This window comes from Rhizobium sp. Root1212 (genome assembly GCF_001424985.1).
Taxonomy (GTDB): Bacteria; Pseudomonadota; Alphaproteobacteria; order Rhizobiales; family Rhizobiaceae; genus Pararhizobium.
The window spans coordinates 114,644-127,768 of record NZ_LMDA01000001.1 but is presented as its reverse complement, the minus strand read 5'-3'; the positions used below and the strand labels follow the sequence as shown (position 1 = coordinate 127,768).

10 protein-coding genes are annotated in these 13,125 nt (G+C 62.5%); 5 read left to right on the top strand and 5 right to left on the bottom strand.

Going from position 1 to position 13,125, the window contains the following annotated elements; translation table 11 throughout:
- Nucleotides 1-38 precede the first annotated feature (38 nt).
- The 5 genes from ASC86_RS00625 (at nt 39) to ASC86_RS00605 (ending at nt 7,424) form a co-directional block, all read left to right on the top strand.
- A complete protein-coding gene (locus tag ASC86_RS00625; RefSeq protein ID WP_056318047.1) occupies nt 39-1,163 on the top strand; it encodes an AI-2E family transporter in 1,125 nt (374 codons plus the stop codon).
- 5 nt (nt 1,164-1,168) lie between these two features.
- A complete protein-coding gene (gene hdaA, locus ASC86_RS00620) occupies nt 1,169-1,855 on the top strand; it encodes a DnaA regulatory inactivator HdaA (protein WP_056314856.1) in 687 nt (228 codons plus the stop codon).
- Between the two features lie 135 nt (nt 1,856-1,990).
- Nucleotides 1,991-4,117 (top strand): RNA degradosome polyphosphate kinase, encoded by a 2,127-nt coding sequence (locus ASC86_RS00615; protein ID WP_244477533.1) that lies wholly within the window; start codon nt 1,991-1,993, stop codon nt 4,115-4,117.
- Between the two features lie 11 nt (nt 4,118-4,128).
- Nucleotides 4,129-5,649: an exopolyphosphatase gene (ppx, locus tag ASC86_RS00610; RefSeq protein ID WP_056314852.1), complete on the top strand. Its 1,521-nt coding sequence runs from the start codon at nt 4,129-4,131 to the stop codon at nt 5,647-5,649.
- A gap of 194 nt (nt 5,650-5,843) precedes the next feature.
- Nucleotides 5,844-7,424 carry a calcium-binding protein gene (locus ASC86_RS00605; protein WP_056314850.1) on the top strand — a complete coding sequence of 527 codons (1,581 nt, stop codon included), beginning with the start codon at nt 5,844-5,846 and terminating at the stop codon, nt 7,422-7,424.
- Nucleotides 7,425-7,537: 113 nt separating this feature from the next.
- Here ASC86_RS00605 and rnd read toward each other — a convergent pair whose 3' ends face one another.
- The 5 genes from rnd to gcvA form a co-directional block, all read right to left on the bottom strand.
- Complete coding sequence (gene rnd, locus ASC86_RS00600; RefSeq protein WP_056314848.1) at nt 7,538-8,683, bottom strand: ribonuclease D; 1,146 nt, start codon at nt 8,681-8,683, stop codon at nt 7,538-7,540.
- 87 nt (nt 8,684-8,770) lie between these two features.
- Nucleotides 8,771-10,171, bottom strand: coding sequence for a multicopper oxidase family protein (locus ASC86_RS00595; RefSeq protein ID WP_056314846.1), 1,401 nt, complete (start codon nt 10,169-10,171; stop codon nt 8,771-8,773).
- 146 nt (nt 10,172-10,317) lie between these two features.
- The gene (locus ASC86_RS00590; protein ID WP_156386853.1) at nt 10,318-10,587 is read right to left on the bottom strand and encodes a hypothetical protein; all 270 of its coding nucleotides are present in this window, start codon (nt 10,585-10,587) and stop codon (nt 10,318-10,320) included.
- A gap of 72 nt (nt 10,588-10,659) precedes the next feature.
- The gene (locus tag ASC86_RS00585) at nt 10,660-11,895 is read right to left on the bottom strand and encodes an MFS transporter (RefSeq protein WP_056314840.1); all 1,236 of its coding nucleotides are present in this window, start codon (nt 11,893-11,895) and stop codon (nt 10,660-10,662) included.
- A gap of 225 nt (nt 11,896-12,120) precedes the next feature.
- Nucleotides 12,121-13,017, bottom strand: coding sequence for a transcriptional regulator GcvA (gene gcvA, locus ASC86_RS00580; RefSeq protein ID WP_056314839.1), 897 nt, complete (start codon nt 13,015-13,017; stop codon nt 12,121-12,123).
- Between the last annotated feature and the right edge of the window lie 108 nt (nt 13,018-13,125).

Sequence of the window (13,125 nt, the reverse complement as noted above, 5' to 3'; positions counted from 1 at the left end):
ATCTCCTGAACGAACGTAAAAAGGCGGAAAAAAGCGGCATGAACGGCAACGACACCTCCGGCGGCGGCAACAGGCTGCAGAAACAGGTCCTTTTCTGGGGCCTGTGCTTCCTGCTGTTCGTCGCCTTCCTCGCTGTGTTCAGCTCAATCCTCCTGCCTTTCCTGGCCGGGATGGCGCTCGCCTATTTCCTCGATCCGGTCGCCGACCGGCTGGAGCGCCTCGGCCTCAGCCGCCTGATGGCGACCATCGTCATCCTCATCGCCTTCGTCGTCGTCTTCGTGCTCGGTCTCGTGATCATCATCCCGATCATCGCCTCTCAGGCCGCCGATTTCATCCAGCGCGTGCCGGGCTATACGACGAAGCTGCAGGAACTGCTGCTCGACGCCAATTCCCGGCTGGTGCCGGATTGGCTGGCGAGCCAGCTGGGCTCCGTCAAGCAGAATGCCATGAAGATCCTGGAGCAGGGCGCCGGTTTCGTCGTTACGCTGTTCCAGCAGATCTGGAGTTCCGGCGTCGCACTTCTCGATATCATCTCGCTCCTCGTCGTCACCCCGGTCGTCGCCTTCTATATGCTGCTCGATTGGGACCATATGGTGGAGAAGGTCGATAGCTGGATACCGCGCGATCATGTCGAGACGGTGCGCGAGATCGCCCGCGATATGGACCAGACCATTGCCGGCTTCATCCGCGGGCAGGGCTCTCTCTGCATCATCCTCGGCCTCTATTACGGCACCCTGCTGTCGCTGGTGGGCCTCAATTTCGGCCTGCTGATCGGGCTTTTCGCCGGCATGATCAGCTTCATCCCCTATGTGGGCTCGATGGTCGGCCTGGTGCTGGCGCTCAGTGTCGCGCTGGTTCAGTTCTGGCCGGATTATGTCGATATTGGCCTCGTGCTCGCGGTGTTCTTCTCCGGCCAGTTTCTGGAAGGCAATATCCTGCAGCCACGCCTCGTCGGCAAAAGCGTCGGCCTGCATCCGGTCTGGCTGATGTTCGCGCTGCTTGCCTTCGGCGCCCTTTTCGGCTTCGTCGGCCTGCTGATCGCGGTGCCGGCGGCAGCCGCCATCGGCGTGCTTGTGCGCTTCGGCATCGGGCGCTACCTTCAAAGTGCGCTTTACCGCGGCCACGCGGTGAAGGTGGAGCCGGCGCCGAACAGCCCGGAGTGACGTGGATGACCCGCAAATCGGAACAATTGCCGCTGGCCTTCGGCCACGAGCCGCAGACGGGACGTGACGACCTCTTGGTCTCCGATCCCCTGAGTGCGGCCGTCTCCATCGTCGACAACTGGCCGCACTGGCCGTCGCCGGTCGTCATCCTCGCCGGTCCCGTCGGCTCGGGAAAATCCCACCTTGCCAGCATCTGGCGGGAAAAGGCGGGTGCGGCCGACATCCACCCGACCGCCGGCAGCGATGCCTCCGAGATCGCCGCATCCGGCCCCGTCCTGTTCGAGGATGCCGACCGCCGTGGCTTTGACGATACCGCCCTGTTCCACGTCATCAACAGCGTGCGCCAGCACGGCCATCATCTGCTCATCACCAGCCGCCTCTGGCCGATGTCCTGGCCGGTCGAACTGCCCGACCTACGCTCGCGCCTCAAGGCCGCGACCGTGGTCGAGATCGGCGAACCCGACGACGAACTTCTGGCTCAAGTTCTCGTCAAGCTCTTCGCCGACCGCCAGCTGTTCATCGACGACCGCCTCGTCGCCTATATAGTCGCCCGCATGGAGCGCTCGCTCGATGCGGCGCAGAAGATTGTGGAAAAGCTCGATCATCTGGCGCTGGCGCGCGGCACGCGCATCACCAGAACCCTTGCCGCCGAAGTGCTCGGCGATCTGGGAAACGGCCACCTCCACGATTGACTGTCACAGTTCTGTCGTCAAACTGGGATAGCTGCGAGGCCAACTATAAGAGGGGTAGGGACCATGGATATCACGACGGACACCGCGGCGAATGCGGCGCCCCCGGCCGCGCCGATCACCGATGCGATCGATCTGATGACGAGCCCCGAGCGCTTCATCAACCGCGAATTCTCCTGGCTGCAGTTCAACCGCCGCGTCCTCGAAGAAACCCTCAACACCGCGCACCCCTTGCTGGAGCGTGTCCGCTTCCTGTCGATTTCCGCCGCCAACCTCGATGAGTTCTTCATGGTGCGCGTCGCCGGCCTCGAAGGCCAGGTGCGTCAGGGTCTGATGGTGCGCAGCCCCGACGGCAAGACGCCGGCCGAGCAGCTCGAAGCCATCCTCAAGGAAATCGACAATCTGCAGATGGAGCAGCAAGCCTCGCTCGCCGTGCTGCAGCAATACCTCGCCAAGGAAGATATCCTCATCATCCGCCCGGTCTCGCTGTCGACCGAAGACCGCCGCTGGCTGGAAAACGAGTTCGACCAGTCGATCTTCCCTGTCCTGACGCCGTTGTCGATCGACCCGGCCCACCCGTTCCCCTTCATCCCGAACCTCGGCTTCTCCATCGGCCTGCAGCTTGCGAGCAAGACTGGCCGCGAGCCGATGACGGCGCTACTTCGCCTTCCCGTCGCGCTAGACCGCTTCATCCGCCTTCCCGATGCAAAGTCGACGATCCGCTACATCACGCTGGAAGACGCCGTCGGCCTGTTCATCGAAAAGCTGTTCCCCGGTTACGAGGTCAAGGGCTCCGGCACCTTCCGCCTCATCCGAGATAGCGATATCGAAGTCGAGGAAGAGGCCGAAGACCTCGTGCGCTTCTTCGAAACCGCGCTGAAGCGCCGCCGCCGCGGCTCGGTCATCCGCATCGAGATCGATTCGGAAATGCCGCTGGAACTGCGCCGTTTCGTCATCTCCGAGCTGGGGGTCGCCGAAAACCGCGTGGCGGTGCTGCCCGGCCTTCTCGCTCTCAACACGCTCTCCGAAATCACCAAGGCGCCGCGCGACGATCTGCGCTTCGAGCCGTACAATGCCCGATTTCCCGAACGTGTCCGCGAGCACGCCGGCGATTGCTTCGCCGCCATCCGCGAAAAGGACATGGTCGTCCACCACCCCTACGAATCGTTCGATGTGGTGGTGCAGTTCCTTCTCCAGGCTGCGCGCGATCCTGACGTTCTGGCGATAAAGCAGACGCTCTACCGCACCTCCAACGACAGCCCGATCGTGCGCGCCCTGATCGACGCCGCCGAATCCGGCAAGTCGGTGACGGCGCTGGTCGAGCTCAAGGCCCGCTTCGACGAAGAGGCCAACATCCGCTGGGCGCGCGACCTGGAACGCGCCGGCGTTCAGGTCGTCTTCGGCTTCATCGAACTCAAGACCCACGCCAAGATGTCGCTGGTCGTGCGCCGCGAAGAAGGCAAGCTGCGCAGCTACTGCCACCTCGGCACCGGCAACTACCACCCGGTTACCGCGAAGATCTACACCGACCTGTCGTTCTTCACCTGCGATCCGCTGATCGCCCACGACATGGCGAATATCTTCAACTTCATCACCGGTTACGGTGAGCCGGAAGCCGGCATGCAGCTGGCCGCCTCGCCGCACACGCTGCGCCCGCGCATCCTCCAGCATATCGAGGAGGAGATCGTCCATGCCCGCGCCGGCCGCCCGGCGGCGATCTGGATGAAGATGAATTCCCTGGTCGATCCCGACATCATCGACGCGCTTTACCGCGCCAGCCGGGCAGGGGTGGCGATCGATCTCGTCATCCGCGGCATCTGCTGCCTCCGGCCCCAGGTTTCGGGCCTGTCCGACAATATCCGCGTCAAATCGATCGTCGGCCGCTTCCTCGAGCACTCCCGCATCTTCTGCTTCGGCAATGGCCACGGGCTTCCCTCGGAGCGGGCGCTTGTATATATCGGTTCCGCGGATATGATGCCGCGCAATCTGGACCGGCGGGTGGAGACCCTTGTGCCCCTCACCAACCGGACCGTGCATGAACAGGTTCTCTCGCAGATCATGCTGGCCAATCTCATCGACAACCAGCAAAGCTATGAAATCCTCGCTGACGGAACGTCACGACGCATGGAAGTCGCCAAGGATTCTGAGCCGTTCAATGCCCAGCTCTATTTCATGACCAATCCCAGCCTGTCGGGCCGGGGCGAGGCCCTGAAGTCGAGCGCCCCCAAAGTCATAGCCGGCTGGAAAAGCGGCCGCGGAAAGTAAGCTGGAATTGCATGGTCGAATCTGAAGCCCAGGGACGCCTGCCTGGAATTGCTCCCGTCTCCGTTGTGGATATCGGTTCGAACTCGATTCGACTGGTCATCTATGAAGGCCTCAACCGCTCGCCCGCATTCCTTTTCAACGAAAAGGTCATGTGCGGCCTGGGCAAGGGCATCGACGCCACCGGCCGCATGGAACCCGATAGCGTCGAGCGCGCCCTGAAGGCGCTGCACCGTTTCAAGGCGCTATCCACCCAGGCCCGCGCCTCCACCGTCTTCGTTCTGGCGACGGCGGCGGCGCGCGATGCTTCCAACGGCCCGGATTTCATCCGCCGCGCCGAAGTCATCCTCGGCCAGAAGATCCGCGTCCTCACCGGCGAGGAAGAGGCGTATTTCTCGGCGATGGGCATCGTCAGCGGCTATCATGACCCGGACGGCGTCGTCGGCGACCTCGGCGGCGGCTCGCTGGAGCTTGTCGATGTGCTCGGCACGAAGGTCGGCAAGGGCATCACCCTGCCGCTCGGCGGCATCCGCCTTTCGGAACATGCCGAAGGTTCGCTGATCAAGGCCCGCACCTACGTCCGCAGCTTCATGAACAAGGTCGAGGTGCTGAAGAATGCTGAAGGCCGCACCTTCTACGCGGTCGGCGGTACCTGGCGCTCGATCGCCAAGCTGCACATGGAATTGCGCGACTATCCGCTGCACATGATGCAAGGCTATGAAATCTCCTATGACGAGACGATGGAGCTTCTGGCCGAAGTCGTCGAGCCGAAAAACCCAAAGGCGCCGGCTTACGCCGCGATCTCCAAGGCGCGCCGCGCCCTTCTGCCCTTCGGCGCCATCGCCATGCAGGAAGCGATCGTGCGGATGAAGCCGGCGCGCGTTTCCTTCTCCGCTCTCGGCGTGCGCGAGGGCTACCTCTATTCTCTGCTGCCTGAAAGCGTACAACAGCGCGACCCGCTGCTGGCGGCCGCCGGCGAACTGGCCATCCTGCGGGCCCGCTCGCCCGAACACGCCCGCGAGCTTGCCGACTGGAGCGGCAAGATGCTGCCCTTTTTCGGCATCACCGAAACCGAGGAGGAAAGCCGCTACCGCCAGGCCGCCTGCCTGCTCGCCGATATCAGCTGGCGCGCCCACCCGGATTACCGCGGCCTGCAGGCGCTGAACATCATCGCCCACAGCACCTTTTCCGGCATCACCCATGCCGGCCGCGCCTATATCGCGCTGGCGAACTATTATCGCTTCGAAGGCCTGAACGACGATGAGGCGACGAGCCCGCTGACGGCCATCGCCACGCCGCGCCTGCGCGAACTGGCAAAGCTGCTCGGCGGCATTCTGCGTGTCGCCTATCTCTTCTCGGCGTCCATGCCCGGCGTCGTGCGCAACCTGTCGATCCGCCCGGCCAAGAGCCCGGACCTCGATCTGGAGTTCATCGTGCCGGCCGCCTATTCGGAATTCCAGGGCGAACGCCTGGATGCCCGCCTGCAGCAGCTGAGCCGCCTCACCGGCAAGCGCATCGGTTTCCTGTTCCAGTAGCGGGCGCCAAGACCGCCCCCCGCTACGTCCTGAAAACGGCGTACTAGTCCTTTCGGTTGATCGACTATTTGTCGGCGCCGACCGACGATTTGCCAGCGTGAACGTAGCGCCGGTTGCTGTATCCTTGAATGTCGCCGCCGTCGAGTTGTTCTAGCTCGTCCGTTGTTCCGGCGATTTTTTAAGGTCTTTTTCCCATGGCGGTCATTACCTTCAACGATATCACCGGCGGCGTAGATATGTCGCTCATCCAAACCTCCGGTTTCCTCGACTACGACTTCTCGCAGAGATCGGCGACCGAGCTGAAGCTCTACGACAATGCGAGCAACTATTCGCTTTTCACCGGTACCGGCTTTGCTTACACGGTGCAGTCCGGTCAGGTGAAGGCGATAACCGCCGGCACCCTCACAGGCTTGAAGGTCGTCAGCGACAACGTCGCCGCCGTCTCCGTCACCGGCCTGAACGTATCGGCCAAGGCCGTCGGCGACAGCATCTTCAATGGCCAGGACGCCGTCTTCCTTTCGCTCCTCCTCGCCGGCAACGACACCGTCAACGGCACCAAATTTGCCGATCTGCTGATGGGCGGGGGCGGCAACGACACGCTGATCGGCGGCCTCGGCGCCGACAAGCTCCTCGGCGGCGCAGGCACGGATATCGCCTCCTATGTCAACGCAACGGCGGGTGTCATCGCCAGCCTTGTCTCACCCGCGGGAAACAGCGGCGAGGCCAAGGGCGACACCTATTCCTCGATCGAAGGTCTCTCCGGTTCGAAATTCGTCGACAAGCTCGTTGGCGACGGCAACGGCAACGTGCTCTACGGCCTCGCCGGCAACGACAATCTCGATGGTGGCGCGGGCAATGACGTGCTGATCGGCGGCCTGGGTGCCGATACCCTCATCGGCGGCGCCGGCACCGACACGGCCTCTTACGCCGATGCTGCAAAGGGCGTCGTCGCCAATCTCGCCAAGCCCTCGCTCAACACGAACGACGCCCTAGGCGATACATTCTCCTCCATTGAAAACCTGACCGGCTCCCGCTTTGGCGACACCTTGACAGGCAATGCCGGGGTCAACGTGCTTCTCGGCGGCGATGGGGCGGACGTGCTGAACGGCGCGGCAGGCAACGATCGTCTGGATGGCGGGGCGGGCGATGACGTGCTGATCGGCGGCTTAGGTGCCGACACCCTCATCGGCGGTGCCGGTATCGACACGGCTTCTTATGCGGACGCGGCAAAAGGCGTCATCGCCAATCTCGCCAACTCCAAGGTCAACACCAACGATGCGCTCGGCGACACCTTCTCCTTTATCGAAAACCTGACCGGTTCCAACTACGCCGACACTCTGACCGGCGATGCCAATGCCAACATGCTTGTCGGTGGTGCAGGGGCGGACGTGCTGAACGGTGCTGCAGGCAACGATACCCTCTACGGCGGTGCCGGTGCGGACGATCTCTATGGTGGCGGGGGCAAGGACGTCTTCGTCTTCAAGGCGACGTCGGAAAGCACCGTCAGCACCGCCAATCGCGATACGATTTTCGACTTCACGGCAGACGACAAGATCAACCTGTCGGCCATCGACGCCAACAGCAAGACCTCGACGAACGACCCGTTTTCCTTCATCGATACGAAAGGCTTCTCCGGCAAGGGCGGAGAACTGCGTTACGAAAAGCAGGCCTCGGACACCTATATCTACGGCGACATCAACGGCGACAAGGTCGCCGATTTCGTCATCCATCTCGACGATGCCGTGATTCTGAAGAGCGGCTATTTCGTCCTCTAAGGGACAAAGGCCTCTCCGTCATCCCTTCTCCCCAGCGGGGAGAAGGTGGCCCGAAGGGCCGGATGAGGGCGCTTTCCGCTCATTCTGAATGGTCGGCGGCCCTCAGCGACCCATCAAAGCTCCACGGCCTCGATCTTGCGGTCCACGAACCGCAGGGCCACTTCGCCCTTGATCAGCTTCAGCGCGGTCTCCCCGAAGAGTTCGCGCCGCCAGCCCTTTAGCGCCTCGACCTCGGCATTGTCGCCTTCGGCAGCGATGCGCTCCAGATCGTCGCTGTTGGCGATGATCTTGGCGGCGACGCCCTGCTTTTCGGCGATCAGCTTCAAAAGCACCTTCAGGAGTTCGCTGGCAGCGGCAGCCCCTTCCGGCGATTGCTGTTGCTTCGGCAGCCGCGGCATTTCGTTCTTGGGGATGGCGAGCGCCGCATTGACGGCCTCGATCACGGCCGCGCCGGAAGAGGACCGTTCCCAGCCCTTCGGGATGGTGCGCAACCGGCTCAGCGCCTCGGCGTCCTTGGGCTGCTGCTGGGCGATTTCATAGAGCCCGTCATCCTTGATGATGCGCCCGCGCGGCACGTTGCGGGAGCGCGCCTCGCGCTCGCGCCAAGCCGCGACCTTCTGCAGCACGGCAAGCTCGATCGGCTTCTTAAGCCGCATCTTCAACCTCTGCCAGGCGTCGTCGGGATGCAGGTCGTAGGTTTCCTTGGCCTCCAGCACCGCCATCTCGTCGGAAAGCCACAGCGTGCGGCCCTCGCGCTCCAGCTGCTCCTTGAGGGTGAGATAAACGTCGCGCAGATGCGTCACGTCGGCCAGCGCATAGTCGAGCTGCTTTTCCGACAGCGGCCGCCGGCTCCAGTCGGTGAAGCGCGAGGACTTGTCGATATGCTCGCCCTTGATGCGGCTGACGAGCTGGTCGTAGGAGACGCTGTCGCCGAAGCCGCAGACCATGGCCGCGACCTGCGTATCGAAGATCGGATGCGGAATGAGATTGCCGAGATTGTAGATGATTTCGATATCCTGCCGCGCGGCATGGAAAACCTTGATCACGTCGGGATTGGCCATCAGTTCGAAGAACGGCGCAAGGTCGATACCGTCCGCCAGCGGGTCGACGATGACGGCGAGATCGGGACCGGCCATCTGGATCAGGCAGAGCTGCGGCCAGAACGTGGTCTCGCGCAGAAACTCCGTGTCGATGGTCATATAGGGGGCGCTGGCGAGCTTTTCGCAAGCGGCGGCGAGGTCGGCGGTTGTTACAATCATCAAGGCTTCAATCACTGTGGCGAAAATCGGGCACAAAAAAACAAGCTTCCGATGTATCCCTTCATGAAAGGCCTCACAACGAAAAAGTCAGACCACCCGGAAATAAGCCGACATGCCGGTCTTCTGATGTTCGATGATATGGCAGTGCAGCAGCCAGTCGCCGAGGTTGTCCGCCACCAGCCCCAGTTCCGCCTGTTCGTCCGGCTGCAAGAGGATCGTATCGGTCGGCGGCGGCAGGAATGTGCGCTTGTTCGATGAAAGCACGCGGAAGCTCAGGCCATGAAGATGGATCGGATGTGCATGCGGCGTGCGGTTGCGCACCTGCAGCACATAGCTCTTGCCAAGCTTCAGGTCGGAGAGCGGTGCCACCGGATCGGGGGTATCGCCCTGCCACGGTACCTTGTTGATCGCCCAGAAGGTATAGCCCAGCGAGCCGCAGATGCTTTCCGTCGCCTTGTGCTCGGCAGTCGCGGTAAAATCGAGCGGAATGCGCTCTGCCGTCGAAAGATCGGCCTCGGCGATCTGATTGGCGGAGAGCGGCTTCACATCCTGCAGGCTGCGCTTCAACGAACTGCCGCCGACCGCTTTCAGGGTCGTAATCGTCCAGGGCGAAGAGCCGCGGAAATTGCCGAGCTTAATGCTCTTTCCTTCCTCGTCCGGCATGCGCACGATAAGTTCCACCCGCTGCCCAGGCCCGAAATCCAGCCGGTCCAGCGGAAAGGGGGCGGCAACCGCGTTGCCATCGAGCGCCACGACGAGACCCTGCCCATCCTCGATCCCGATCGTATAGATGCGCGTCACATCGGTCGCGGCGATCCGCACCCGCACCAGTCCGCCGGTCGGCGCCTCATAGACCGGTTCCTGCTGCCAGTTGGCGGTTCGCACCGTGCCGTAGGTGCCGCCCTTGGCGGCATCGCGCGGCTTGAAGGGCGCAATGAAGGCTCCGCCAGCACCGAGCCGCCAGTCGCGCAGGTTCAGCACCACCTCCGCATCGAAAATGGGATCATCGGGGTTCTCGACCACGATCACCCCGGTCATGCCGTGGCCCATCTGGGTCAGCGTGTTGCAATGGGGGTGGTACCAGAAGGTGCCGGCATCCGGCGGCGTAAAGGCATAATCGAAGCCGTCGCCCGGATAGACGTAAGGTTGGGTCATCTCCGGCACGCCGTCCATGGCATTGACGATGCGCAACCCATGCCAGTGCACCGTGGTCGGCTCATCCAGCCCGTTGATGAGCCGCGCGGCAAAGGATTCGCCCTTTTTCATCCTGAGGATCGGCGGCATGCCCCTGGCGGCTTCGTCCCCCAGCCCATAGGTCATCAACTTGGGTGTCACCCCGTCGCTGGCAATCGCTGCTTCGGTAAATTGGGCCTTCAGCGTCACCGGCGAGGCGATGCCCGGCCGCGCTGCAAAGCCTGCGCCCAGGGCAAAGGAAGCACCGGCCACGGCCGATCCCTTGAGGAACGTGCGACGCGAAAGAAGGGCCATGGGGAAGAACCTCGGGAGACTGCGATGGTCTTCTTTTAAACTTGAGGTCCGCCTTCAGCAATCATCACGCTACAGCCATCTTGCCGCAGGCAAGACAAAGCCCGCGACGGCGCGCCGCGGGCTCCATAGGGTAAACACGACAAAGCTTACTTATGGTCGATCGCCATGCGGGCCTTCTGCATGGCGGCAACGCAGCCGTCGATGTCACCGCTCTGCATCGCCATCGTCGCCGTGCCGATGGCGGCCTGCGCGTCGGATTTCTGCGCATCGCTCGGCGCCTTTTTGACGTCGGCCTTCAGGTTTTCCATGTTGGTGTTATCGCAGGTCATCGGCATCATCGTCGCCGAGGTCTGGGCAAAGCTCAGGGTCGAGAATGCGATGGTGGCAGCGCCTGCAAGAGTGATCAATTTCAACACGATGGTTTCCTCCGGAGAAGTAAAAGAGTTCAACGAAGGAGCGAACGGCTGGCGGCGCTTGTTGTTCCCTTTTTACTTCCTCGGCTCGTCGCCGCGCGCCGCAAGCTTGGAAAAGAACGGCGAGGTCCTGAGCAGGTTGCGAAACCGCATCGCCCGCTCGCCCGCCGGCACCGGCCCGCGCGCCGTCATGCGCTGCACCGTGTAGATCATGAAGGCAAAGAGCACGACGGCCGTATAGACGAACAGCGCCTGCGGCCCGAAGAGATCGAGCATGAAGGAGGCAAACAGCGGCCCGATGATCGCCCCGAGCGACCAGAAGAACAGCATGCCCGCCGAGACCAGCGCATGCTGCCCTTCCGCCGCATGGTCATTGGCATGGGCCGAACAGAGCGAATAGAGCGGCATGGCAAAAGCGCCGAAAACGAAGATGCCTGCGAAGTTCAGCCACTCGTTCGATCCCGCGACGAAGGCGAGAAACAGCCCCGAGATCAGCGATCCCAGCGTGGCGATCAGGATGATCAGCCGCCGGTCGAGCTGGTCGGAATAGAGCCCTAGCGGATATTGCAGCACAACGCCGCCGATGATGCCGACGCTCATGAAGGTGGCGATGGCGGTGATCGAAAGCCCGATGCCCTCGGCATAGATCGGCCCGAGCGACCGGAAGGTCGAGTTGGTGAGGCCGACGACGATGCAGCCGATCGTCGCCAGCGGCGAGATGTTCCACAGCGCCTTGACGTCGAAACGGATCGCTTCGGGCGCCTCCGGGCTCGACCGGTCGGCAAAGGAGATCGGCACTAGGGACAGCGTCAGCGCCATGGAGATGATCGCAAACAGCTGGAACCCCTCGATCCCCACCGTCGGGATCATATACTGCGCTGCCGTCACCGAACCGAGATCGACCAGCCTGTAGATTGACAGCGTGCGCGCCCGGTTCGAATTGGTCACCCGCGCATTCAGCCAGCTTTCGACCGTCGCAAACAGCCCGGCGAAACACACGCCCGCCACCAGCCGCATCAGGAACCAGAACCACGGCTCGATGAACAGCACCATGGCAATCGAGGCGGCCGACGCAATCGCCGCCATCGCGGAAAAGGTGCGGATATGCCCGATGGAGCGCAGGATGCGCGTCACATAGATGCAGCCGATGGCAAAGCCGATATTGTAGCCGGTTCCGACAAGCCCGATCAGCGAGGTCGAAAAGCCCTCGTTGAGCGCGCGCAGCGAAATATACGTTCCCTGCAAACCATTGCCGCCGATCAGAATACCGGCGGTGACGAGAAGGGGAATCAGGGGACGAATCTGCGACATGGCGGCACTATGCCGAATGGGTGTCCGATTGGTAGCAATGAAATCGACAGCCTGTGGCGAATTTTGAGGAGGAGAGGGCGGTTAGGACCGATCGACATTCAGCCCAGGCCGTGCCGAAAATGGTGATTTTCTGCGACCCGGAGCGCAGCGTACTTCGGTACGTGAGCACCGGAAGCGCGGGAAAGCGCCATTTGCAGACCGGCATGGGCTGAATGTCGATCGGTCCTAGTCCTGGCGTTGCGCCGCTTCCCGCATCATCCACCCGATCACCGTCTCCAGCGCTTCGGATTTCCGATACCGCGGCCAGACCAGATAAAAATCCGAAGGCCCCCGCAACGACCCCTCGAACAACCGTACCAGCCGCCCTTCTTCCATATCCCGCGCCACGAAATCCCGGTTTGCGAGCACGATGCCTTGCCCGGCAATCGCCGCCTCGATCGCATGGGAGGTCTGGTTGAAGCTTGTGCCCTTGAACGACATCTGCGCGCTCTGCCCGAGATAGCGCTCGATGAACTCCGGCCAGAAATTATGGGAATCATGCAGCAGCGCATAGGCCGCCAGCTCTTCGGTCGTCCTCGGCGCGCTGCCGCCCTTCAGCAGCATCGGGCTGCAGACGGCAATGGTCTCCTGCTCGAACAACAGTTCCACCGCAAGCCCCGGCCCGAACGGCGGCCTGCCATAGCGAACGGCCAGATCCACCCCGTCGACCTGAAAATTCGAAACCCGCTCCGTCGCGAGAATATGCAGATCGAGTTCGGGATTGCCGGCAAAGAAATCCGGCAGCCGCGGGATCAGCCATTTCGAGGCGAAGGTCGGCGTGACACTGATCGTCAGCCGCACCGGCTGCGGTTTGAGTTCCGCCGTCGCCTGGGCGATAATATCGAGCCCGCGCCGGATGTCGGCGATGTAGCGCCGCCCTTCGGTGGTGAGCGAAAGACTGCGCGGCAGCCGTTCGAAGAGCTTGATGCCGAGTTCGGCCTCCAGCCCGCGCACCTGCTGGGCAACGGCCCCTTGCGTCACGCCCAGTTCCTCGGCCGCGAGCCGGAAATTGAGATGGCGCGCCGCCACTTCGAATGTCTTGAGCCCGTTGAGGGAAGGGAGTTTGCCGGGAGCATCCGTCATCGGATAGATTTTCTACTGTCAGATTGAAATGAAACTGGCTCGCAGCCTGCCCCCGGAGATGATATTTCAGAGACAATCGCGAGGCAATCCATCCCTGTCTCCCCGAAA

Bases quoted from the DNA above. Each gene is read 5' to 3' on its own strand.
- ASC86_RS00625 (WP_056318047.1), top strand. From the start codon at position 39: ATGAACGGCAACGACACCTCCGGCGGCGGCAACAGGCTGCAGAAACAG.
- hdaA (WP_056314856.1), top strand. From the start codon at position 1,169: ATGACCCGCAAATCGGAACAATTGCCGCTGGCCTTCGGCCACGAGCCG.
- ASC86_RS00615 (WP_244477533.1), top strand. From the start codon at position 1,991: ATGACGAGCCCCGAGCGCTTCATCAACCGCGAATTCTCCTGGCTGCAG.
- ppx (WP_056314852.1), top strand. From the start codon at position 4,129: ATGGTCGAATCTGAAGCCCAGGGACGCCTGCCTGGAATTGCTCCCGTC.
- ASC86_RS00605 (WP_056314850.1), top strand. From the start codon at position 5,844: ATGGCGGTCATTACCTTCAACGATATCACCGGCGGCGTAGATATGTCG.
- rnd (WP_056314848.1), bottom strand. From the start codon at position 8,683: ATGATTGTAACAACCGCCGACCTCGCCGCCGCTTGCGAAAAGCTCGCC.
- ASC86_RS00595 (WP_056314846.1), bottom strand. From the start codon at position 10,171: ATGGCCCTTCTTTCGCGTCGCACGTTCCTCAAGGGATCGGCCGTGGCC.
- ASC86_RS00585 (WP_056314840.1), bottom strand. From the start codon at position 11,895: ATGTCGCAGATTCGTCCCCTGATTCCCCTTCTCGTCACCGCCGGTATT.
- gcvA (WP_056314839.1), bottom strand. From the start codon at position 13,017: ATGACGGATGCTCCCGGCAAACTCCCTTCCCTCAACGGGCTCAAGACA.